A 23,214-nucleotide genomic window follows, 5' to 3' on the forward strand; every position below is an offset into this window, starting at 1 on the left:
TCGCTACGCCCGGTAGATGCGGGCCTCGTAGGGCGACAGCGAGAGCGTTCGTCCCGCCGCTGTCGGGTCCTCGTAGTTCCCGATCATCGGCTCCAGTTCCGCGGGGTCGGCGTCGCTCGGGAGTTCGTAGGTCGCCGGCTCCTCGCTCCAGTTGAGCACGACCAGCGCCCGCTCCTCGCCCAGCGTCCGCCGGTAGGCCCACACCTGCGGGTCGTCCTCGGTCAGCAGGTCGTAACTCCCGTACACGAGCAGGTCGCTGTCGCCGCGCAGTTCGATCAGTTCCCGGTAGTAGTGCCAGACCGACGCCGGGTCCGCGCGGGCGGCCGCGACGTTGATCTCGTCGTGGTTGGGGTTGACGGCGAGCCAGGGGTCGTCGTCGGTGAAGCGGGCGTTCTCGGAGTCGTCCCACTGCATCGGCGTCCGAGCGTTGTCCCGACACCGGTAGCGGATGAGCTCCTGTACGTCCTCGAAGCCGTCGATCTCGCCGTCCTCGATCGCCCCCTCGATCCGGTTGGTCGCGTCGGCGTCCTGGATCTCGTCGAGGCTCGACCACGGGTAGTTCGTCATCCCGATCTCGTCGCCCTGAAGGAGGAAGGGGGTCCCCTGGAGCGAGAACAGCAACGTCGCCAGCAGTTTCGCCGACTCCCGCCGGTACTGGCCGTCGTCGCCCCACCGCGAGACGATGCGGGGCCAGTCGTGGGTGCCCAGGAACACCGTGTTCCAGGCGTCGTCCCCGTCGAGTTCCCGCTGCCACTTCGAGAGGATCTCGCGCAGGTCGTCCAGTTCCCAGGGGTCGACCTTCCACCACCCCTCGTCGTCGTCGAAATCCAGCAGGACGTGCTCGTAGTGATACAGCATGTTCAGGCCGTCCCCGCTGGTGCCGCAGTACCGTTTTGCGTCCTCGACGCCGGCGTCGATCCCCTCGCCGACGGTCATCACGTCGAAGTCGGCGAACGTCTCCTCGACCATCTCGGCGACGTAGTCGTGCGCCTTCGGGCCGTTCGCGAACAGCTCCGAGCCGACCCACCCCTCCTCTTCGTCGCCATCCGGGAGGTCGGTGGGCTTGGAGATCAGGTTGAACACGTCCATCCGGAAGCCGTCGATCCCCTTCTCCAGCCACCAGTTTATCATCTCGTATACCTCCTCGCGGACGGCCTCGTTCTCCCAGTTGAGATCGGGCTGTTTCTCGTCGAACAGATGGAGGTAGTACTGCTCGCGGGCCTCGTCGTACTCCCAGGCCGACCCGCCGAAGCCGGAGGTCCAGTTGTTCGGCGGTTCGCTGCCGTCGCCGTCGTGCCACCAGTAGTAGTCGGTGTAGGGGTCCTCCCGCTGGCGGGACTTCTGGAACCACACGTGCTCGTCCGAGGTGTGGTTGACGACCAGATCCATGATGAGGCGCATGTCCCGGTCGTGCATCTCCGCGAGCAGTTCATCGAAGTCGCTCATCGTCCCGTACTCGGCCAGAATCGAGCGGTAGTCCCGGATGTCGTAGCCGTTGTCGACGTGTGGTGAGTCGTACAGCGGATTGACCCAGACGATCTCGACGCCCAAGTCGTCCAGGTAGTCCAGGCGGTCGATGATCCCCTGGATGTCCCCGACCCCGTCGCCGTCGCTGTCGTTGAAGCTCTGCGGGTAGATCTGGTAGACGAACGATTCCTTCCACCACGCGCGGTCGATGTCGTCTGGCTCGTCAGCACTCACGGGTGACTCTGCCCGTGCATCGGTAGCTCGGGGCTTAAATCCACCCGGGGTCAGTACCCCACGACCGCGGCGACGATCCCGGCGGTCTGGCCGACTCCCGTCAGCGCGAGGCCGGCAGGGACGAGCAGGGGGCCCACGCTGGCGACGCCGGCCACGTAGACGCCTGCTCCGACGACGCTGAGTGCGGCTCCGACGGTGTAAATGGACGCCAACCGATCGACGTGCTGGCCGGTGTAAGCGAGTCCGGCCGCGGGAATCAGCATCCAGGCGACGACCGTCGCGGTCAGCGCCGGCCGGATCGGCGGTGTCGCGAGCAGTCCCGCGGTCCCGACGAGCGTCGCCACCAGGCCAGCGAGCAGGACCAGCTTCCAGGCCCGCAACACCCCACTGGTCATCTCGCGCCACGAGAGGGCGGTGAACACGACGATGACGGTGTCCATCACCAGGTGCGCGATGAGGACCGTCCGGAGTGCGAGCACGTCGACGTGTGCGGCCAGCGCGAACGTCCAGGCCAGCGGAACCAACACGACCGGTCCGTTCTCGCGGAGACGGCGGAGCATACCGGACGGTCGGCCCCGACCACCATAGCGGCTGGGACGGCCGTGCTGGCTTGCTGACTCTCGGCCCGGGTGACTCGTGGTAGCACTCACCAGCGATTCGCCGTCTCGCGGTTCTGCCATCTCACCTGGGGTACACGTATCGGAACTGTTATCCGTGGTCTCGGCGTCCCTTCAGATGCAATGGCGAAAGGAACGGTTGATTTCTTCAACGACACTGGCGGTTACGGTTTCATCGATACTGAGGACGAGGACGAGGACGTTTTCTTCCACATGGAAGACGTTGGCGGCCCGGACCTCGAAGAGGGACAGGAAGTCGAATTCGACATCGAACAGGCTGACAAGGGTCCGCGCGCGACCAACGTCACCCGACTGTAAGGCGACTTCTGCCTGCAGTTATTCACTCGATCGGCCAGCGACCGCGCCGGCGCTCGGCGGCCCGACTCACTCACCCGACAGCGCCGCGCTCGCCCGGTAGACCAGTTCCACCGGGAGCCCCTTCGCGTCCGTCGGTGGCTCGGGCGGGAGCGTCCGCAGTGCCCCGTCGCCCGGTGCGGCCGTGTACGCGAGCACCACCGCGTCGAGTACGTCGGCCACGGTGACCGCGTGGCCGGCCGTCTCGTCGGCGGCCCGCTGGACGGTCGGGGCGGCGTCCCGGTCGTAGTGGGCCAGCACCCGCATCCGCTCGGCGTAGCCCGCCGCCGTCCCGCGGGGCTGTTCGAGCGGATCACCGGCGAGCGCCCGGAAACACAGTTCGGGATCTGACGACCGGATCACTGCGGCGGCTTCCGGCACTTCCTGGAGGAGTTCGTCGAGCATCGCGATCCCGTCGCGGGCCTCGAAGGCGGCCTCCGACAGCGCCTCGCCGCTCTTGCGTTCGTGGACGCGACCCGCGGCCGAGTACCGCCGCTTGCGGGTCGCCTCCCGGACCGGCGGCGTGTAGACGGTCCCGGCCTGTGGCCCCAGCACTCGCCGGGCGAGGTCGTCACACCGTCTGGCGGGGTCGCCGGACTCGACCAGGCCGACCGGGAGATCGACCAGAATCCGCCGTGCCGTCTCCTCGTACCGCGCCCAGCAGTCGCCGATCCCGTCACACACGGCGACGTGGTCGAACCCCTCGGTCCCGAACGCCACCGCCAGCCACGACTCGTCACACCAGGTGATCCCGACGTAGTAGTCGGCCGCGTCGTCGGCCATTGTCGACTATCGTCGGTGCGTGGAGAAAAAGCTGACCCGACTCTGTCGGGGAGTGACGGGCCGCTCACATGTCGTTTCGGAGGATTCCGCCTTCCTTCCGGACCGTAGCGACTGCCCGGTGACGGAACCCCCTGGCAGAACTGTGGGCGGAAGAAGCCTGGGCCGGAATTTGAACCAGAGGAAGACTCGCTACGCTCGTCTTCCAGGCATTCAAATCCCGGTCCGTCTCGTACGACGATACGGGATGCGGCGCGACGAGACGCGCCGCTCGCAGGTGATCTCCAAGAAGAGCCTAAGCCGGAATTTGAACCAGAGCCAGACGGTCCTGCTCACTCCCTGCGGTCGTTGCGCGGGCTGCGACTGGCAGGGATTCAAATTCCGACTTTAGCTTTCGCTCCTCACGTTCGTTCGTCGCAGAAAGCCTAGGCCGGAATTTGAATCCGGGGTCTCGTCCTTACCAAGGTCCTGGTCGACACCGGACCAAATCGGACGTTTCACAGCTACTATTGCTGGTTCTCGACCGTTTCCGGTCCTTCTCATCCCGAAATCACTACACGAGCCTATAAATAAGCGATGATACATTCTCGGGAGCCACAGGCGCACGTTCCGGAAAACAACCCACAGAACCAGCCGTGGCCGTTGAAATTGATGGCACCGGACCGTTCTCTTGATCATTTCTCAGGGCCGTGCGGAAAGCCGAACTACGTCAACAGTTATGGCCTTCACTATTCACTGACGATAGATGCACTGTCTGGAATCGGATTCAGCGACGAAACCGGCACTTCGTAGTTGTAATGGTCAAAATTCGACTTCTTCCGGTCCGCATCAAGTACCATCTCTTCCGTTGCCGTTCCTATGAGATTCACCGTGACATCTTCTAACGTATCTTCCAACGCCCCCTCCAAATGAGCGAGAACGTAATACTCTGAGTCAACACGCCACTCCTTAACCGGTAAGGCGTACGGCTCTTTCCGACTGGTTTTCACATCAACCGTCCGCTTGATGCCATCGATAGAAACCTCGAAATCAACACCACCATCTGACCATCGTACAAGTTCCGTATCAATCTGCAAATCAGCATAGATAGCGAACGCCATCTCACCCAAGAGTCCGATTACGTGTCGGTCTTCAGGGTCAACACCCCACGTTCTGGCATAGTTGTCCCAGTCTTCCCGCTTCTCAAACGATTGATTTCGCTCACTGGCCTTTCGATACACCGTTCTGACCAGTCGTGGCGGTATCTCCACAGCGGTAGTCATTCAGGAGGATTACCCTACCACCCCGTAAATATCTACTGTGCCCCGATTTCTGTACGTACATATGGGCTTGTATGTACATACAGACGGGGAGTTGAGAAGAGTCTCAACGAAACCCGGCCAACGGTTTTGGTGGCATGTTCTCACTCAGTTTCAATTCTATATCGAACTGTACAGCCCGTGATGGCCCGAGATTCAGTTATTCCTTCACGACCTCTGGAAGGCGATCCGCAGCAAAGTGATTCGTGAACTCCCTGAGCGACTCTCTGATGCTATGCGGAGTCCGGTCGGATTCGCCCTCTATCACATCAAGTTGCTTAGCTATCGTCTTTATTTCTGCAGATAAGTCAACATGGCATACCTCTCCCTGTGTATCCTCTTGGAGCTTTGATTGCCACAGTGTCCATCGCAGTCCATCAGTCCCAATGGCGACAAGATACTCGTGATTGATGTCTCGCAGGTATCTACAGAACGTGTTTACCTCTATGTAGTCGCGAATATCATCGGTTGCTGCGCGTTCCGATTGTTGTTCCCTGTTTGCCGCCTTCGCTTCGAGTATGCAAACTAAAGCGGAATCCACCTGTTCAAGCAGGTAGTCTGGACGTTTCGCTTCGACACTTCTGAATGTGGTCGGGCGGCGGACGAAGTATGCACCTGTCCCATCGTATTCTGGTGATGCAGGGTCGGTGTAACCAAGTCCATGTAAAATCGGCTCAATGAGATACTGCTCAGTGAACATCTCTGGCTGCTGTCCGACAAGTGGTCCTTGCAGTGTCTGTGGTTTGTCAGCATCCAGAACCCGCCTTAGCTCGCCGCCTTCACCCAACTCCCGAAATTTGAGAGGGAACGTTTGAAGCTGTCTTCGGACGAGTTCAGCGCGTGGGTCAAACTCGTCAAGCTGGGGATCACTCATTGACGACTGCTTCCTCGACAATCTCGATTTCTTCGTCGGTCAGGCCGTACAAATCGTAGACGATTTGATTGATCAGGTCGTCTGTGCGCTGAATCTTCCCGTCGAGTTCCTCCGCTCGCTCGATGGCCTCTCGATACCGTTTGAGGTCGTCGGCCACGTCGTCGGGGTCAGGGAGAGTTATCGCCTCCAGCCGGTCGACCAGCGAGTTCGTCTTCGTGGTTGTCTCGCGGAATCCGGCGAAACCACCGGCTTCCTTGACGGCGACCGGCACGAACGCCTCCACGAGGTCGGCCTTGATTTCGGAGAGGTCGGTCAGACGCATCGCAGGCATCGGCTCTGTTTCTGTGTAGCCCCACTGGTCGGTCTCGTATGCATCTTCATCGTCAGGCTTGTAGCGAGCCGTAGCGTGGATGATGACTGTGCTCTGGTCCTCGCGTTCGCACGTTACAGTCCCGATCCGAATGTTCCCGTACTCCTCCTTTGTGGCGGCCAGTTTCGTGTCGCCAACTCCCTCTGGAGGCTGGTAGATGCCGATGTCAGTGAGTGATGGTCCCTCCGAATATGGCTGTATATAGTCGAGGAGAGCAAGATTCAGGTCATCTCGCCGCTCGCTAAGATTTAGAGCTACACATGCTAAGTCGGAAAGGCGTTCTCCGGGACTCATCTCCTTGTCTTTGATTACGTTCTCGAATGTCGGCTCTGTCTCCCGCTCAGTTGCTGGTGATGAATCAGGGACAGGGAGTGGAGAAAGATACGAGGTCTTGAATCGGCGGAAATCACCGCGCAGAACGGAACTTGTATGGTAGACAAAAAACCACATCGGGGCACTATTTAGCACAGCGAGCAGATACTCTCGGTGTCGCTCTTCATTTCGCTCAGGCACGATACCGTAAGCTGTGTCGGGAAGGAAGGTGGTCCCGCTATGGTCTACGGTAAATTCACATCTTTGACAAACGTCTGGAGTGATAACTTTGGGTGCCTCAAACAACTGTTTCTCCCGCGACCGGTAGAGGGCATACCACTCCCGATAACGCATATCCCCAGTCCCCCGGTCAGCAAGTCGCTCTTTGAATTCGGTGAGATACTCGAATGTTAATGGATACTCGTTCTGGAGCTTGTTTTCCGGAATTGGGCGTGTTTCTCCCCGGTGTGTTTCGTGCGGATAGACGACCGCTTCTTGGGCCTGTGTGGAGCCAAACCGTTCAATAACGTCACCTCGAAGTAGGGGTCTGACAATCTCTGATTCCAATTCGTACTGAGCACCATCTAAGGCACACTCAATCTTCACCGTCTCCTTATTCCTCTCGATTATCTCTACAAACAAGACTTTGTTATCTCCAGAAACGATGCCCTCCGACAGGTACTGTGATTGTTCTTTTATTGGTGTGCCACCCTCCCGAAGTTTATCGAGCACGTTGCGTTCCCGTGGTCCTGTTAGTGCCCACTTTTCATCATCAAGGTCGTCCAATTTAATTTCAGCTCTTGGTGCCTGGTTGAGTCCGACTTCGCTTGCTTCGCTGGCCTCGGCGTATTCGAACGCCTGGCCTCTGCTCTGGAGAGATAGGATACAGGTGTAAGTCGTCACACCTTCAAACACCTGATGTCGACCGAAGTCAACGATTTCGCGGAGTAGCTGGTTCGAGACGAGATACTGTCGTAGCGGTTGCCCGGCACCAGATTCGAAGAACTTGTTGGGGAGGATATACGATAGTCGACCATCAGCCGTAAGTTCTGTCCCGACCTTGACAAACAGCGCATAGATGTCGAACCGACCCGTTGCGATATCGAACGTCTGTAGAGCGTAATCCGCGAACTGTGGTACTGAACGCCTGAGATTCTGAATCTTGACGTATGGCGGATTCCCAATTACCGCATCGAATCCGGCGTCTTCTCGCGTTGTCCCGCCCTCTCTGTAGAATACCTCTGGGAACGCCAGCTTCCAGTGGAAGAAATCTTGCTCACCGGCTGTCGCTTGGGCACTTCTGAACCAATCAGTATTTTTGACGGCCATCCACTCTTCGTCATCCTCCAGTGCCTTCGCCATGCGTTCGTAGACACCACTTGGTACATCGAGGCCAAACCGCTCGGCTGTATGGACGTTCGCCATCGCCACGAGTCGTCGACGGAGTTCGTCTTGCTCGATTTCGGCGTACTTACGTTTCATTTCGCGCACGTCCTCGACTGTCTCATTCTCTATGTCGAGGAACTCGCTATAGATGTCCATCAGGCGCTCGATAGTGCCTTCACGGGTCGCGCCGAACTCAGCCAATGACGCCTGCTCGCCGTCTCCATTGGCGTCGGATTCCAGTTCCTCGATGTCCTCAATGTCTGAACCGACCAGTGAGTTGCCCTGCTTGAAGTGGTGGTCGAGGAAGGCGAGCGGACGGTCGGCGGCCAGGGTCTCCAACCACATCGACAGCTTCGCCAGCTCGACGGCCATCCCGTTCAGGTCGACACCGTAGATACACTCCTTGGCGATTTCTCGCCGAATGTGCTGTTCGTCGAAGGCCACGCCGAACTCGGTCTCGGCCTCTCGGACCTCGGCCATCACCTGCTCGGACAGATAGCCTGTCGCTTTCGTCAGGAAGTGACCGCTACCCATTGCGGGGTCAAGAATCCGAAGGTCGGTCACACGACGGAAGAAAGGTCCGATGTACTCCTGTGTGCCCGGCTCGAAGCCCTGGTCGATGAGGTCTTCGCGTATCTCTTCGACCAGCGGGCCGACCGTCTCCTCGACGATGTACGTCACGACATAGTCGGGCGTGTAGTACGCACCGGTGGCTTTGCGCTCGCCTTCATCGTTGACGACGTATAGGCCGCCCTCGCGGACGGTCTCGACGGCGTCGGCTACGCTGACTTCGGTAGCAGGCTTCCAGACCTGGCCACCGTCCTCCGCGACCGCTGCATACTGCTCGGATGCAATACGGAACTGATGCTCAAGCAGGCCCTCGTAGACGCTCCCGAGGTGGCGTGTGTCGAGGTCGGCGTAGTCCGCTAGCACGTAGCGACCCTCATCGTTTTGCGTGGTTGATAGCCGGTAGATGACCTCTGCGAGGTACTGGTTGCTCACCTCATGCTCGGTAAGGAAATCGTGGGATTCATGATCGAACAAGCCACCGTTGTACGGCGGAATACCGAGGTCGTCCTCGCCTTCGTCAATAAGCCGAAACAGGTCTTCGAGTCGGCCCCACATTCCCGTCGAGTAGTCACTGAACTCTTCGGCGAACCCCTCGTCGACTTCCCCGATTTTATCGTGGATTTCGAGCCGGAGAGCATCAAGGCTGAAGTTCTCCTCGTAGTCGTCCTGCGCTCGCTGGTCCTCGGGATGGATGAGCCCACGCGCCTCTGCGTAGAGTACAAACATCAGCCGGTAGAGGAACACGAGCGACTGCTCTTTCAGTTCGTCCAGAGATTCTTCATCGTCGGGGTCAATGTCAAGGTCGTCGTTGGTCTCGACGAATCCTCGTCCGAGTACCCGCAGGGCGGTGAAGACGTTGTCCTGTAGATTCTCTCCGAGTTCCTGTGACGCCGTCTCGCTTTCGGACCACACCTCGTCCAGAAACGTCGTCCCACCGGACTCGTGAAACGTGGCGGGCCGGAAGAACAAGTAGAAGTATTTGAACGCCTCCATGTCGCCGCGTTCAAGCAGCTCGGGGAGGTCTACTTCGTAGTAGGTCTGGGTCTCGTAATCGTTGGTACCGTAGAGTCGCCACTTGCGACCGTTGGTGAGTACGCCCCACTGAATGTGCGACGGTGTATTTTCGAGATAATGCTTGGTCTGATGAGAGGCGTTCCGGTATGGGCGCTGTTCGCTAAACTGCACGTTGAAATCGGCGTCCCACTGTTTGGCTTCGACAATGCCCACACCACGTTCAAACAGGTCAGTTGTATCCTGGGTATCTAAGTAGACCTTCGCGGCCTCACGGCGAGCTGTAGGCGTCTCAAACAGGAGCTCGTCAACGAATCCACCCCCATTGGGGAGTGTAACTTCGTCCTGCGTCCCAAACCCGAGCACATCGAGAACTTCATCTATCCAGTTATCGATGAGCGCGTCCTCGCCATACCCTTCGACCAGTGGGCCTTCTAACTCGTATAACGACTGGAGCTCTTCCATCGCTTGACGAGCTGCTTCATCGCAGTCCCACTCGTCTCGCTCCTGCACCCGACCATCCAGATAGTGGCTGGAGAACAGATTCGAGTTTACATATGGTCGTTCAGAGAGAGTGGCTTGGCTCATTCGAGATATACCAGATTGCTTCCGCCAACTCACAAATAGATGACGCAAGAGGTGGTGATTTCGAACCGTCTCCTATTCTCTGTGTGATTTCCTGCACTGTCACTTGTTCTCTCAGTAGTTTCAAGTACTCTGACCTGTTTATTAATGGTACAAGATAGGCTATATTGTGCGGGCCACCTGAAATTGGCCCCTCAGCAGGGTGCTGTATAACGGCACAGTCGCGGCTTCGGCTGTGTCGTTAACCCACCCATGGCCTACGACATTTCCTTCCGAAGCGGTTCCGAGACGGCGTTTGAGACGCTGAACAGCGAGGCCGTTTCCCAGATTCAGAAGAAACTCGACCGTGTCGCTACTGCGGAGTTCCGGTCGCCTACGGATTGGGACTACTCACCGTGGAGCGGCCAGTCCAACGGCAAATATAACTGGGGCTCCTACCGTGTCTTTGTCGACATCGTTGAGGAGGAGAACGAGATTGTCGTCCACGAAGCTCGCCATCGCGAGAATCTCTATCGGTAGACGCGTATTGTAAAGCAGGCATACCCGATTTCCCTATGACGGTCAGGTAGCGCGGGTTGCCTCCTTTGACAACTGCTCAGCACCGTCGCAAAGACAATATGCAGCGTCTGTGTGGAGGAAGTATGCCTATCGAATTTGGACTCTGGAGAATTGACGACAATGACTTTCAGCGCCTCTCGTCTGGGAAACTTAACGACGAATCTCGCCTCGAAAAACTACTCATCGAAGATCCGAATATGCTGGGTCGCGATCTCCTCATAGTTGGTCAACAAATCAGAACGGCAAGCGGAAATAGACTTGATTTGCTCGGCATCGACGCAGATGGCGATCTACACATTATCGAATTGAAACGAGATCGAACGCCCCGAGATGTCGTCGCTCAGGCGCTTGATTACGCCTCGTGGGTCCGTCAGTTGACATACGATGATATCACGGACATACACGATGATTTCGATGACACCCGGGAGTTTGAGGAAGCCTTTGGTGAGAAGTTCAGTTCTGCGAGACCAGAGGGTGCCTCTGGTGTTCCAGAAGATATCAATCAAACCCATAGTCTCACTATCGTCGCTTCAGAACTGGATGCTGCTACAGAACGTATCGTAGAGTATCTTGCGGAGGAATACAGTGTACCAGTCAACGCTGTCCGTTTCAATTATTATCAAGACGACGGCCGAGAATACATTGGTCGCACTTGGCTCATTGATCCGCAAGAGACGCCTGAACCGCCGAGTAAACGCGAAGCATGGAACGGCCGCGATTACTACGCTTCCTTCGGCCATGGAAAACACCGATCTTGGTCAGATGCACGTGAGTACGGATTTATATCCGGTGGCCAGGGTGAGTGGTACAGTCGAACCTTGGATCAACTTTCTGTGGACGATCGGATTTTTGTTCATATTCCAAAGAGAGGATACGTTGGTGTCGGCACAGTCACGAAAGAGAAAACCCCGGTTGGGGAGTTTGAGGTCGAGACCGACGACGGGACAAAATCGATTCTTGATGTGGATATCGACGCCGAGGCGATGGACGAGAACGTAGAGGACGAAGCACTGCGTGAGTATCTTGTCGGTGTCGAGTGGATTGATGACCGGCCACTTGAGGAGGCCTACTGGGAAACCGGCATGTACGCAAATCAAAACACTGTAACGAAGCTCAGGAATCAGTTTTCATTGGAGCGCCTGTATCAGCACTTCGATGTGGATGAATGAGAGCGGTAGTTTAGAACTTTACACCACGATACCAGAGTAGTGCGCCGACGGTCGCTCCAACCAGGGGATAGAGCACTAATGACTCTACCACTGATTCTGGCGTTGGGACATATATCTCTATGAGACCCATGATCAGAATCTGTGGCTGGTCAGTGAACTGCAGGAGATGGAACAACGCTTGGAGGTGGGTCACCGTATTCCAAATTGCATCTCCGAAGAGATAGAGCGACGCGAACCCGACGGGGGTGAGTAACATCCCGATCGCCCACTTTACCGCTCCAGTTTCATATCCCATATGTAGTCCTAAGATGGAAGCGAGTGGTTTGCCTCGATATGCGCTGCACGCTCCGATAGACTCCACCGGAGCGCACTGTTCCGCCATCCCATCTCGTCGTAGTTTCGGTTCCGAGACACCCGTTCATTCTCTTTGATGGCGTTCACGACAGAATCATAGCGGTTCATTCGCACAACCGGATCTGAAGGGTTGGTCAGCGTCTTTTCGACATTCTGGGCGTCCACATCTAATGCCTCGGCCGCAACATCTCGAAGTGTTTCGGGGATATCGTCGCCATCTTCACCCCCATCTGCAATCTGTAATTCTTGCTCTGTCCTGTTGGCCAGGTCATCCAGAAACCGCGACATATCTTCCTCAAGTAGAGGGACGAAATCTCGCGTACTTGGGTCGTAGAAATTCGTCTCTGTACGGTGGTGGCGGATGTACTGTCCACTACCCGGCGGATCCAGTTGTGCCAACACACCGATGTCCTCGAGATTATCGAGGCTGGTGCGAATCTGATGGTCAAGTCGGTGCGCTATGTGTTCGTCCACTTGGCTCGTTCTGGCAACCCGGTCTTTCGGGATTGTTATATTTCGGTCCCAGAACCAGTAGGCGGCGTCCACTTGATCTTCCACGCTGTCGTGACCCTCGTTTTCATCGCGAATCCAGCCTTCAATGGTATCGTACGTAGTCATGAGGAAGAATTGAATCTATTACGCTCGCGGGAACCGCTCGTTCCAAGATGGGGTTTCGGATTGAGTAGTTCCGTATGCTTCCAAGTGCTCACTCTCTAAGCCACTCGGACTCTGCAAGAATCCGGCCTTCTTGAACCGGTAGTAGTTCGGGTTTCGTTCGTTGAGGTGTTCGAGGAGCCGACGTCGTAGGTTACTCGTCTTACCGATATAGACCAGCTCCCCGAAGGCTTTGAGCTCGTAAACTCCCCCTTTCGTTGGGACGTTGGCGTTGATATGCTTGGAATTGGCTCGACTCCAGTTCTTCTTGATTGGCATGTAGCGTACAGTACGACGGGAATTGGTAAGTAGAATTGCATAAACAACATTGTTAGACGTGGTAATAAGAAGTGAATTTATGATGGTCTAACAAAACAACTAATGTTGTTGTCTATGGATAGTGCAGGTCCGTCAGGAGGCGATGAACGACCCACTTCTCTCAGCGGGGATGAGCTGAGGGAATACGTGCGGGACGTTATGGATTGGACGGCGTACCAAGCTGCAGCATATGTGGCTGTCGCTCAGCATGGTCCACTGGAACCCAGCGAAATTGTCGCCATGACCGATGTACCCCAAGGCCGGGTCTACGATATTATGGGCCAGTTAGAGGGTAACGCAGTCAACATACAGGGCCACCAACCGAAACGGTACCAAGCTCAGCATCCACGGTCTCTACTGGGAGACAAACAAGACGAGTTCAATGAGAAGGCCGATGCTGCTATCGGGCATCTGGAGCAGCAACACGAGATACAGCGTGAACGAGCTGACCCACGCCATCCCGCCTGGGTCATGCCTGGCATCTCTGGGACGAAGCGAGAACTGGTTGATGCGATTAACAGTGCCGAGGATCGCATCCTACTGATGGACCACGACGGGAAATGGATTCAATCCAATCAAATTCGCGATCTGGGTCAATTAGTTGACGATGATGTTACTGTCGAAGTCATCGGCTGGTCAGGATGGAGCGACAAACTCGAACAGCTCGTCGATGACGCGGGAGCCCGGGCTTGGACTCAGGAGCGTTTTGACTCTTCATTAGCCCTTGTCGACGACGAGCTGGCGATTATGCGTTTCGGGAGAGGAGATACAGGGGTTAAAATCGAAGATGACGAGTCAGTAAACATTTTGCTTAAGGCGTTTAAGACTTCAAAAGAGAACGCAACCGAGGTATAATCATATGCACAAACGACTCATCCCCCTTGCACTCGCCTGCGTGGGAGATGAGAATCCGATAGAAGGTCGGACTCGGCTTCAAAAGATGGTCTTCGTCATCCAGCAGGAACTATCTCAGACAGAGGATTACAGCGAAGACCGCTTCTATGAATACTTCGCATACGACTACGGACCGTTTTCGAAAGAGTTGGCTGAGGATATTGACGAGATGATTGACGCGGATCTGCTCATCGAGAACGAGGTTGAGTACAATGATGAGGGCGACCTCAAGTATCTATATCGAGTTGACGATTCGGGACGCGAAGTTGCTGAGAAGCAGCGGGATGATGATGATGCCCAAGCCATCATCGAATTAGCGAAATCTGTGAAGCAGCGTTACAACGAGCAGATGTCCCTTCCAGAGGTCATTGATGAAGTCTACGAAGAGTATCCAGAGTACGCTGAGAACAGCGTTTACTGATTATCGACTGTCAGCTCTCGGCTCTGGTGGCATGATATAATCACTCCCGTGCTAAGACGAAATCCTACTCTCTCCTGCGGTGATGAAAGAGCATATTGCCCTTGACATAGATTCGCTTATAACTCATGGAGGACAGTGAGTCAGATGAAATCGAGATTAATGATACTGATGCTACTATTGATTCATTAGAGCGAATTATTGGAGAAGCAAGCGACACAGTTGATTACCAAGCCAGTACATTAGGAAATATTGACGATAACGCTGTCAGAATTTATCGTGCGAATATTCTTTTGATCAGTGTTGTTGTCGGGGCCATCTCAATCGCAGTTCGTAACGATGGTGTAGAAATTGGATACCTGATAAACATTAATTCCGCATTCGGAGCTTTGTCTCTGGTTACGTCAATTGCTTTCGCTGGCGTTACCTACACGTCCTCAGACATTGACATCGGAGTGAGGAAGGAAGATATCAAAGATACTCTGAGCGAAGATTATGTCATTGATGAACTCTATCGTGAACTTGCTCTTGGTTACGCAAAATGGATTTCTGACAACGAGAAGGTCCTAGAACGGAATGGTGACCTGATGGCTTATACAGTAATATCCGCGGTTAATGGTATTGCTTTCTTGACTATCGGGGTGATTACTACAGGTGCGATTCAAACTCAGGTCCACGATTTTTTGTGGTTGCCACTTGTCATCATTGATCTCCTTCTTTTAATAATCGCTATCAAGATTGCATTGGTCCCTGATCGATCCTTCCAATGGTACTTCGGAATAAGTTTTGGAGTGTTTATATTGTCGACAATAATTCAAGTACTTCCGCCAATATATAAAATTAGAAATTATATACTCGATATCTGGCTTCAAATCAACGCAGGATTCCGATTTGACCTCTCAGTATTCATCATAACCTCATTAATAATGACTGGTGTGAGCTATCATATTTTCAATCTGGATTACTGAAATCAGCGGTGCCAAGATATTTTACCCGGGAGCCTCAAGATAGGGATAAGATGGACGAAAACAACCCAGGCTTCGAGGGCCAGAGTGTATCGAAAGGACCCCGAAAACGGTTCAAGCATACACTGTTACAGCGGCTCAAAGGCACCCGGGAATAATTTCTACCCTCTGTTTTAGGCCTGTAGCCGTTAATCGGCGTTCTCCGACGAGAACGTAGTTTGTGTCATTCTCTTGCGTGTAGTACAAAATAGCCCCTGCTACCGCAGAACCGGGTTCCGCTACTTACAGATTCTCGAATGGATGCGGTAGTTACACCAGTCGTGGAGGACCGGTCAAACTTTCTCAGCGTAGTCATCAGGCCAGCGCAACTATTGGCATTGTTAGGGCAAGTCCGGATGTGATAATCCGAATCCGTACTCAGTAGCCACCGATCAATCCTATTAGAAGATGGCTGTCATAGTACTCCAGATTCGTCACTGGTCTGAAGATGCTCAGATACCCACTCAATCCATTCTGTGGATTCATTTGCACTGTCCACTATTTCGGCTAATCGTCGGACAGTGTCTACTTCGAAATCCGTGTTATTAGTTAGTATCAATAACGCCTTTTTCGAGGTAGCAATGTCGAAATCGTATGTTCGCCCTTCACGCTGAATATACTCTCCTTCTTCCACAATTCCGAGGCTCTGAAGCTCTTTGATGTAATTTCTAATTGTTCGTTCTTCCACATCAAGACCATCTTTCTGCGAAGTTGCGAATTCATGGAACCCCGAAACTGTGTGCTGGAGCGTGTTCTCATCCCACTCGTTGAACCAGCGGTTTTTTTCAGCTGCGCGTCCTTCTTCAGCCTGTTGAACACAGAGTTCTAACAATCGTACCGCACCCTCTGTTATATCCAGCTGGTGATAAACTGGCTCTGTGAGTTCGGGTAGTGTGACGAGATTGTCGACAGGGAGTTCGGTCGGGACATTAGTCAATAGGTAGATCTGCTTCTCTTCATCGGCTATAGTCGGTCGAATACGGTGGGCAAGTTGAACAATCTCGTTTTCTCTTCTGTTTCTGAATAACTTACCGACTAAGCCCTTGTAAGATTTCGTTGGGACAGCTCGGCCCATTCCTGAGCTATCCCGATAATAATATTTCCGATAAACAGGCTCTGAAACCTCTGTATCTCGGCGTGTGGAGTGTTCTTCGCCACCCAGTCGGACAGCATTCTGGTCCATCGCCAGTAGCTTTGCATCTTCAACAAAGTCCTTTGTCCGGGTGTGGGGAGCACCGATAATAATCACAGCATCATGTTTTGGGAAATCAAGTCCCCGCCCGGAATGGAAGCTTATCCATTCAGCATTTATTGGGACCTCGAAATATTCTTTTGCCTTTTGATGACCGACGACAATTACACGATTATGCTGCGCTGATAGCGCGTCAATACCCCGCTGAAGCCTATCTTGAAGACTTTTACCACGTTCATCGTTCGCGATTGTTCCACGATGGTACTGTCCATCAACGATTTGCGTTATCGTCGCATTGAGTTCCACTGGCTCCTCACCTGTCACAGTGATGTCGTCAGGGTTGATCTGGAACAGTAGAGCATATGCTTCTGGCACAGGTGTTGCATCAAGAATTACAGTCTGAGAAGGGTTCGGTAGGTCGTCGACCAGTGGGAGTTGACGATATATGAATTTGTGAATTGGGTCTAATTTGTCTGGATCATCTTTTTGAATCCATATATTCGCTCTCGGGAGTTCGATATCTCCCTCAGTTAGCAAATCATTTTTTTCCGACCATCCACACTCCCCACAGCTATGATAGCTGGTATTGACGTATCTCTGGGTCTGATAAGACTCTTTTGTGAAAATATTCTCTATCTGTCCTTTATTGTATTTTGATCCTTCACCACACCGCGGACATTGTTCAACGCCCGGTGATGCTCCAATAGCACGGCGAACCGAGTCTTCGGGTAATCCAGCTACAGCCGCGGCCATGAATATCGAGTCAAGATAGAACGGAGTCTCGTCATCAGCATCATAGTATGTCTGTAGCTCTCCGCTCTTATCGACTGTTTTCAATAGCAAGTGCTCCCGGTAGGCATGTTGAATCCAAGCAAGGAGCTCCGCTAACTCATCAGTGTCATCGCTCAAACGATCGCCTATTTCTTTTTGTGGTGTGAAATTAGGCGGCGATAGCGTCTTCATCTCAGATGGTTCATCCTCTTGCAGTGTGTCCTGTAGTTGCTGAATGAAATCAACCAACTCAGCGACCGAATTGGAAATAGAACTGTTTCCAGTTTCAGCCAAATACTCAAGCCCGCCGATAATCTCGCGAAGATTCCTTTCAGAAAGAGTCTGCTCTTTTTCTAAAAATCCGGGGAGATCATCAATAATGTTCAGGCCGTGACTGTTAACGCGCTCGTCAGTGGCATATTCAGTGACTGTGACCACACGCTCTACATTGTCTAATCGGTCCCACTGTCGTTGCCAAGGACATTTATCACCATGCCAGTCTTTCTCTTTGAGATTGAGTGCCCTATGCGCCTGTCCTGTCCCACGCTCTTTTCGGACGGCTTCAAAACGACGTCGGATCGAATCATCAGGAGCCTGTTCATAGATTGGACACATCTTGGGACACACACTATCACCGTGGTTGTCACACTGCTTCTCCTCAATCTCTGCATCTAAGCAGCCATCATGTTTCGGCTGATTCGGCCCTTTCAAATGGAGGCCAATATCTGGCTTCAACTCATCTAATTCGAATTCCCTGCAATTCTGATGTTTCGGGAGATAAATGACGAATGGTTCGTTCTGATTTGCTACACCACGTGTGAAACTGGTTGTCTTACCGATACCTGGGTCATCTCCTAAGATACTGAGTCCATCATTATTTTGAACCTGAGCATACCGATTGTTTTCGATTTCACCCCGTCGTTGCTCGATATCGATACTTTTCTCTCCCCGATTAGGTGGAGTACATTTGTGTATGTCAACCGCTGCAAGATCGGTAGTCGGATCTCTGATTTCGGGTTTGATTTGATCGTCGTCTGAACCAGTCATTATATAATAAATTGGACGGGAGCTGGAAATTATACGGAACTCTCAGGGAAAAAGCCAATAACGTCGGGATACAAGATCTACACGGAGCGTGGAGCTGGTATCCCCAGCCTCCCAATCAAGCCGAGCAGGTGCCCTTTTGCTCGGCTTTTCCAGCTAACCGAGAGTCGTTACTCTCCCACCTCGTTGATTAACCAGGACACCGCAGCGTCATAGTGTGGAAGCTCCTGCTCTTCTTTGACTATCTGAAGATTGTCTCTTGTTGCCTTATCTAGGCTAACGGTCGTCATGTCCATCTCTATTTGCAGAAAGGTATCCCACTATTAATACCAGTTTTCCCTGTTCCTCATCGGGATGCAGAGTTGTCTGTGATCGGTCAAGGTCCGGATCTGTATGTTGAAAACTACGATTTCTCAAGGGAATATCTGCGAAAACCGGTTGATATCGTCATGGCGGACATGTCACAATTACGAGTCAGACGAGTGCAGCTTATCAGGATACCTGACGTACTGGTTACGTGTTCAGGCTCTTTGATTGCGGTCGCTGGCCTTCACCCCGGGGACTTTTGATTCAGAATTCGTCCAGTGACTTCACATTAGTCCTATCGTGTTATCGTTGACGGGTGGGATGTGGGGTCCTGACAAAGTCCGTGAGATGGTCAAAAAATTGCGGACCGATACGCCAAGCTAATTCACTTTAGCCACTCAACAGTCGCCGGTTTCGGTCAGCGATAACTGTGCCGGCATACCTCTCACCTGAACGACCAAGCCACCAGGAATGTGTGAGGCGCAAGAAAACAAATTCCAGTCGGAGAGACAAAAAGAGAGCAGACATGCCACCACCAACTTGGCTCACGCAGTGTCTGCTTTTTCTAATGCTTCAACAAGCAATTCACCAGCCTCGGTCAGCCGATACGTTGTGACTCCTCTACCTTCTTTTTCTTCTTCGTCAACCACGACCATCCCCGCCTCCTCTAAATCCTGTAGATGGGTATATACGCCACCAGAGGAAATCTCAACGGCATCGGCGATAGCATATCCGTGCTTTGGCTCTTCCTTGAGCTCACGCAGGATCGACTCTTTCGTCGCACCCAGTAGAGACATTCACTCAGGAAATCAGACCGATAATGCGAGTAGTATATAAAAGAAATTCTAACCGGTCAGAAAATCATACCGGTCCGAAATTATAGGGTGATCCGATTTGACAGACCTCTTATGCGGGTACACGAGATGAGCGAGACGGAATCAGTGCCTGATGCTGCTGAGTACGAACAAACTTCGATACACCCCGAAGAGACACTGGAAGACTGGTTGCACCAGAATCCGGAGCTACTCTTGAATGAGCAAATCCTCGTAATCAGCCGTCAGGCCCGACTGGAAACTGGCGTCGCTGATCTCATCGGGCTCGACTGTTGGGGCAACGTAGTAATCTTCGAGGTGAAAATTGGCCGTTCGGGTTCAGGTAGTGCATCAGAGGAGACCATTCTGAGTCAACCTCAGAATTACGCACAGTCCCTGAGCCACTTCGGATATGACGACCTCAACGAGCTATACCAAGAATACGTGGAACGCGTGAATAGCGGAGAGTGGGATGTCGATGGCTCGAACGTTGTTGGTGGCACTCTCCAGTCAGACTTTGAAGCCGTGTTTGGGGAAACGCTGGATGAGGATCAGTTCGGTTCTACTGAGCGGATGGTCGTCATCGCGGAGGAAATCACCCGGCGAACAGAAATGAACGTACGGTATCTGCTGGATGAAGGCCTTGATTTCCAGTGCGTCGAGCTTCAGGCGTTCCACTCTGCTGAGGGTCACAACCGGATTGTCGCAAGCTCGACTATAGTCGATTATCCGCCAGGGCGAGTCCGTCCCAAAGACCGGCCAAGTCCGACGTACCCTGTCCTGACCAACGATATTCTTGAACGGGCATTTCCCCGTTTCCAATCCGTGACGAACGCGGCCTCAGTCAGTGACCTGTTTCCGGATGGCATCGACGATCGGGAACCAGAACTTGTGTCTCAGAACGAGAATCACCCGACATCAATCACATATCGCCTCGCGCCCAAGCCCGATGACGGAACTGTGGTAATCGCAATCGACGTACAGGGTGAGACGGGTATCTCAGAGCTTCAGGGGATGCAGACTGAGTTCGAAGCACACGGACTCGAGATTACCGGTAATCAAACCTACCGTGTCGTCACCCGCAAATGGAATATAGATGATGCTGAGAGCCTTGACGATGCACTTCTGGATGATATAGCTGATGCGTATGCGGCAATGGTTCGGATGGGACACGAGGCGTTTACCGCCGCCTGACTCTCTCTCAATCGGTGTGCCCATTAGAGGAGGTCAAACCGAGTCTCCACTCGAAATAACGGCCTTTAGGGGCCAACGATCAGGAGGGGGATGATGGATACCCGATTTGCCCCCTGGCTGAAATATCACTCTTATTCGAAGTGTGTGGTATCTACGTACCGGGTTGAAGAGCTGTGGCTCGCACAATCATCGTGAGGCATAATGACGCGTACTTCTCTCGGATAGCACGCCGCCGATAACGAGCACTCACGCGTCAGTGAGCACGACTGATGAGGCTTCGATGAAGAGACGACTCGGCTGATCCAGAACCAGAATCAGCCGCCAGTTGCCGTCTCGTAGAGGGGCCAGATAGCGACAGCTACCCGGCGTCGATAACCTCCCCAGGTCACGTCCTCTATGAGTCCTGTGAGTGGACCCATATGAATATTGGAGTTATACAAGTATAATATTTCTGATATAATAATGGGATATCCGACAACGGTGGTCGGATACCGCTGTACTTCGCTGGCTATTCTTGAGTGAGTGTTCTCCTGATCTCTTCCGGGGAGATATGACTCGCTGCTTGGATGTTGTTCATCCCCTCTCGAAGGTCAGCAAGTTCGATTACCTCGCTCTCACTGAGTGATCGGTCGGGCTGTAGAATTTCGAGCGCCTCACACCATTTTTGATACGACTGGTATTTCTGGCTCTGGACGAACGCTGTGTTCTCATGTCGTCTGATGTGTCCGTCAATGAGCCGGCGAAGCTCGTGACAGTCCGACCGTGATGAGAGCGTCCAGGCGTATCCTTTCGGATGATCAGTGACGGTTCCGAGGCCGTACAGTGCCTGCTGACTTTTGAGTAGCTCCCGACTGTATTCGCCCATCGATACCGACATCTTGGGACTGTACCAGACATTGTGATTGTATCGGTCGTCGCGTACGAACGTGATGAAGAAAGAGCCCTCACCACTGATGAGTCCCAGGGTGTAGGCGAGCTCGTCTGAGGAAACATCAGTCATTGGTGTGGGTTACCTGATGTTCCTCGGATTGATTCGATGTGGGTACGCGACTACTCGGAGTGTTTTTGCGTGTCTCGTGATCGGTTCTTGATTTCGTAATTTTGGATGTTTTGAACATAGTAGTGATGTCTCTCGCCGTGTTTGGAACAGATGTGTCACCGAGAGAGGCACCGCTCAGTGAGATTCTCCCGGTATTGCTCTGTTAGCTATCTTGCCGACGGAGTTAACGGATTACCGCTGTATTGGGGTATGTCCCCAAATAAAAATAGGGCGCAGACAAGTATAAGTATTCTTGAATATTTTAGATTCTAATCCCATAACACCTGTCTTTGAGACTATTTGAACGGCATACATATATGACAGTATATGTACCTGTCTTATTATAGATATATTTAAGCATGCACGCTCTGGTCATGAGATATGTCCGCGACAGAGCTCCTGAAATATCAATTGCCAATTGAAAACATTGTAACCCGATACGCCAGTATCGACATCGAGACTGATGGAATCGACCCAAGCGAAAGCCAGACGGTAGCAATCGGGATTGGACTCTATGACGAACTCAACGAGGAGCAGTCAATTGATGTCCTCACATACGGCGGTGCACTGGGCTGTGAACGTACGTTAATCAGACGTGCCTTTGAGAGAATTAACGAGTTCGAACCTTCGGCACTGGTGACATTCAATGGGATGGATTTCGATCTTGATTATTTGCAGGGGCGCATCACTCGCCTCCCGTTCGACGGAGAACCCGAGCTATCATGTACTAACCATCATATTGATCTCTTTCGCCCTCGGAAACGCCGGGCATCTGAAGCTGGGGAGAAATGGCCGAGTCTTGAGGAGACATTGGAGGCCCATGGCATTGTTGTGGAACCAACTGAATGGCAAGGCGAGGAACTGACCAACACGATCTTCGGTGAGTCATTGGCACCAACCTATCTGCAAGCGGTCGAGAGTGGCTCACAAGATCGAGTGCAAGAGATGGACAGAGTGATTCACAAATATACTGCAACTGATGTGGCGGCGAACATCTCGTTGTATGAAGCCGACGCTGGACGACGTTGAAGCGGAGATTGCCACCAGCAACATTCCGAAAGTCAATCCGTATATAGCTCGCTCTGCGGCCTCACATTAGTCTTTAGCCATTATCAAGTACTTCGTTGTCCCCTTCACAGAAATTGACTCAACTACAGTATATCCCTCATTTTCCCCGATACCAATCTTTGTTTCCAGTTTGTCCTGCTTCAGCTTGCCACCGGGTTGAGGGACCTTGATTAGTTTGTGGTCATCCATCAGTTATGCTCTATACTGGTCTGTGAAATTACAAATGCTTTGCCTGTTTAAATGTTCTATCTCTATATCCAATATATCAAGCTCTATAGACACACAACTGATTATTGGTAGTCAACAGAGCTTCTCAGTGTGGAGAGATCCAAAGAGATCCTTAGCTTATCAGCTAAAGACTCTCCAGATATTCTTTCCGAAGCTCCGCTTTCTCTCGCTCTGTTCGCTTACCGTAGTGTTTGTCCAGGACATCACCACTCATATCCATCCGTTCAGAAGCTATCTCTTTAGACACGTCCTGCTTCCGATGCTCAGTAAATGTTCTATCGTGGGAACACTAGTTCCTATCGTGAACGGACGCGTGAGGGTGTAGAGTCACTC

Annotated in this window: 21 protein-coding genes; 8 read left to right on the forward strand and 13 right to left on the reverse strand. The window is 53.2% G+C overall.

Annotation, left to right across the window (positions count from 1 at the left end; all coding sequences use genetic code 11):
• Positions 1–3: 3 nt before the first annotated feature.
• Entirely contained in the window at positions 4–1,701 is a 1,698-nt protein-coding gene (locus P1L40_RS10210; RefSeq protein ID WP_284006778.1) for a glycoside hydrolase family 13 protein, read from the reverse strand.
• A 50-nt stretch (positions 1,702–1,751) separates the two neighbouring features.
• Positions 1,752–2,261, reverse strand: a complete 510-nt coding sequence (locus P1L40_RS10215) for a hypothetical protein (RefSeq protein WP_284006780.1) — start codon at positions 2,259–2,261, stop codon at positions 1,752–1,754.
• Positions 2,262–2,441: 180 nt separating this feature from the next.
• Between P1L40_RS10215 and P1L40_RS10220 the strand changes: the two genes are divergently transcribed.
• On the forward strand, positions 2,442–2,636 hold the full coding sequence (locus P1L40_RS10220) for a cold-shock protein (RefSeq protein ID WP_115864742.1): 195 nt from the start codon (positions 2,442–2,444) through the stop codon (positions 2,634–2,636).
• 66 nt (positions 2,637–2,702) lie between these two features.
• On the opposite strand, the gene P1L40_RS10225 is transcribed toward P1L40_RS10220, so the two are convergent.
• The 4 genes from P1L40_RS10225 to P1L40_RS10240 all read right to left on the reverse strand — a co-directional run bounded on the left by P1L40_RS10225 (position 2,703) and on the right by P1L40_RS10240 (position 9,861).
• Positions 2,703–3,455, reverse strand: coding sequence for a DUF429 domain-containing protein (locus P1L40_RS10225; protein WP_284006783.1), 753 nt, complete (start codon positions 3,453–3,455; stop codon positions 2,703–2,705).
• A 725-nt stretch (positions 3,456–4,180) separates the two neighbouring features.
• The gene (locus P1L40_RS10230) at positions 4,181–4,714 is read right to left on the reverse strand and encodes a hypothetical protein (protein ID WP_284006785.1); all 534 of its coding nucleotides are present in this window, start codon (positions 4,712–4,714) and stop codon (positions 4,181–4,183) included.
• 196 nt (positions 4,715–4,910) lie between these two features.
• The gene (locus tag P1L40_RS10235; RefSeq protein WP_284006786.1) at positions 4,911–5,624 is read right to left on the reverse strand and encodes a hypothetical protein; all 714 of its coding nucleotides are present in this window, start codon (positions 5,622–5,624) and stop codon (positions 4,911–4,913) included.
• Entirely contained in the window at positions 5,617–9,861 is a 4,245-nt protein-coding gene (locus tag P1L40_RS10240; protein WP_284006787.1) for an Eco57I restriction-modification methylase domain-containing protein, read from the reverse strand. The genes P1L40_RS10235 and P1L40_RS10240 overlap by 8 nt, the downstream gene beginning before the upstream one ends.
• A gap of 249 nt (positions 9,862–10,110) precedes the next feature.
• Between P1L40_RS10240 and P1L40_RS10245 the strand changes: the two genes are divergently transcribed.
• Both P1L40_RS10245 and P1L40_RS10250 read left to right on the forward strand, forming a co-directional pair.
• On the forward strand, positions 10,111–10,377 hold the full coding sequence (locus P1L40_RS10245) for a type II toxin-antitoxin system RelE family toxin (protein ID WP_284006788.1): 267 nt from the start codon (positions 10,111–10,113) through the stop codon (positions 10,375–10,377).
• A 122-nt stretch (positions 10,378–10,499) separates the two neighbouring features.
• Complete coding sequence (locus P1L40_RS10250; RefSeq protein ID WP_284006789.1) at positions 10,500–11,585, forward strand: endonuclease NucS domain-containing protein; 1,086 nt, start codon at positions 10,500–10,502, stop codon at positions 11,583–11,585.
• 10 nt (positions 11,586–11,595) lie between these two features.
• On the opposite strand, the gene P1L40_RS10255 is transcribed toward P1L40_RS10250, so the two are convergent.
• The 3 genes from P1L40_RS10255 to P1L40_RS23555 are packed head-to-tail and all read right to left on the reverse strand — an operon-like array spanning position 11,596 to position 12,872.
• A complete protein-coding gene (locus P1L40_RS10255; RefSeq protein ID WP_284006790.1) occupies positions 11,596–11,880 on the reverse strand; it encodes a hypothetical protein in 285 nt (94 codons plus the stop codon).
• An 8-nt stretch (positions 11,881–11,888) separates the two neighbouring features.
• Positions 11,889–12,557, reverse strand: a complete 669-nt coding sequence (locus P1L40_RS10260) for a hypothetical protein (RefSeq protein WP_284006792.1) — start codon at positions 12,555–12,557, stop codon at positions 11,889–11,891.
• A gap of 18 nt (positions 12,558–12,575) precedes the next feature.
• Positions 12,576–12,872 carry a DUF7508 domain-containing protein gene (locus P1L40_RS23555; protein WP_419181178.1) on the reverse strand — a complete coding sequence of 99 codons (297 nt, stop codon included), beginning with the start codon at positions 12,870–12,872 and terminating at the stop codon, positions 12,576–12,578.
• 114 nt (positions 12,873–12,986) lie between these two features.
• Between P1L40_RS23555 and P1L40_RS10265 the strand changes: the two genes are divergently transcribed.
• The 3 genes from P1L40_RS10265 (at position 12,987) to P1L40_RS10275 (ending at position 15,191) form a co-directional block, all read left to right on the forward strand.
• Complete coding sequence (locus P1L40_RS10265) at positions 12,987–13,766, forward strand: TrmB family transcriptional regulator (protein ID WP_284006793.1); 780 nt, start codon at positions 12,987–12,989, stop codon at positions 13,764–13,766.
• 4 nt (positions 13,767–13,770) lie between these two features.
• On the forward strand, positions 13,771–14,226 hold the full coding sequence (locus tag P1L40_RS10270; protein WP_284006795.1) for a hypothetical protein: 456 nt from the start codon (positions 13,771–13,773) through the stop codon (positions 14,224–14,226).
• 125 nt (positions 14,227–14,351) lie between these two features.
• Positions 14,352–15,191: a hypothetical protein gene (locus P1L40_RS10275; protein ID WP_284006797.1), complete on the forward strand. Its 840-nt coding sequence runs from the start codon at positions 14,352–14,354 to the stop codon at positions 15,189–15,191.
• Positions 15,192–15,642: 451 nt separating this feature from the next.
• On the opposite strand, the gene P1L40_RS10280 is transcribed toward P1L40_RS10275, so the two are convergent.
• On the reverse strand, positions 15,643–18,237 hold the full coding sequence (locus P1L40_RS10280) for a hypothetical protein (protein ID WP_284006799.1): 2,595 nt from the start codon (positions 18,235–18,237) through the stop codon (positions 15,643–15,645).
• Between the two features lie 848 nt (positions 18,238–19,085).
• Positions 19,086–19,337: a PadR family transcriptional regulator gene (locus P1L40_RS10285; protein ID WP_284006800.1), complete on the reverse strand. Its 252-nt coding sequence runs from the start codon at positions 19,335–19,337 to the stop codon at positions 19,086–19,088.
• A 126-nt stretch (positions 19,338–19,463) separates the two neighbouring features.
• Here P1L40_RS10285 and P1L40_RS10290 point away from each other — a divergent pair, with 126 nt between their 5' ends.
• Complete coding sequence (locus tag P1L40_RS10290; RefSeq protein WP_284006802.1) at positions 19,464–20,546, forward strand: PDDEXK family nuclease; 1,083 nt, start codon at positions 19,464–19,466, stop codon at positions 20,544–20,546.
• A gap of 508 nt (positions 20,547–21,054) precedes the next feature.
• Here the strand turns inward: P1L40_RS10290 and P1L40_RS10295 are convergent.
• Complete coding sequence (locus P1L40_RS10295) at positions 21,055–21,546, reverse strand: LAGLIDADG family homing endonuclease (protein ID WP_284006804.1); 492 nt, start codon at positions 21,544–21,546, stop codon at positions 21,055–21,057.
• Between the two features lie 420 nt (positions 21,547–21,966).
• Between P1L40_RS10295 and P1L40_RS10300 the strand changes: the two genes are divergently transcribed.
• Entirely contained in the window at positions 21,967–22,614 is a 648-nt protein-coding gene (locus tag P1L40_RS10300) for a ribonuclease H-like domain-containing protein (RefSeq protein WP_284006805.1), read from the forward strand.
• 66 nt (positions 22,615–22,680) lie between these two features.
• Here P1L40_RS10300 and P1L40_RS10305 read toward each other — a convergent pair whose 3' ends face one another.
• Positions 22,681–22,842: a hypothetical protein gene (locus P1L40_RS10305; RefSeq protein WP_284006806.1), complete on the reverse strand. Its 162-nt coding sequence runs from the start codon at positions 22,840–22,842 to the stop codon at positions 22,681–22,683.
• Positions 22,843–23,214: the final 372 nt, after the last annotated feature.

Source organism: Haloarcula pelagica (assembly GCF_030127105.1).
Classification (GTDB): Archaea; Halobacteriota; Halobacteria; order Halobacteriales; family Haloarculaceae; genus Haloarcula; species Haloarcula pelagica.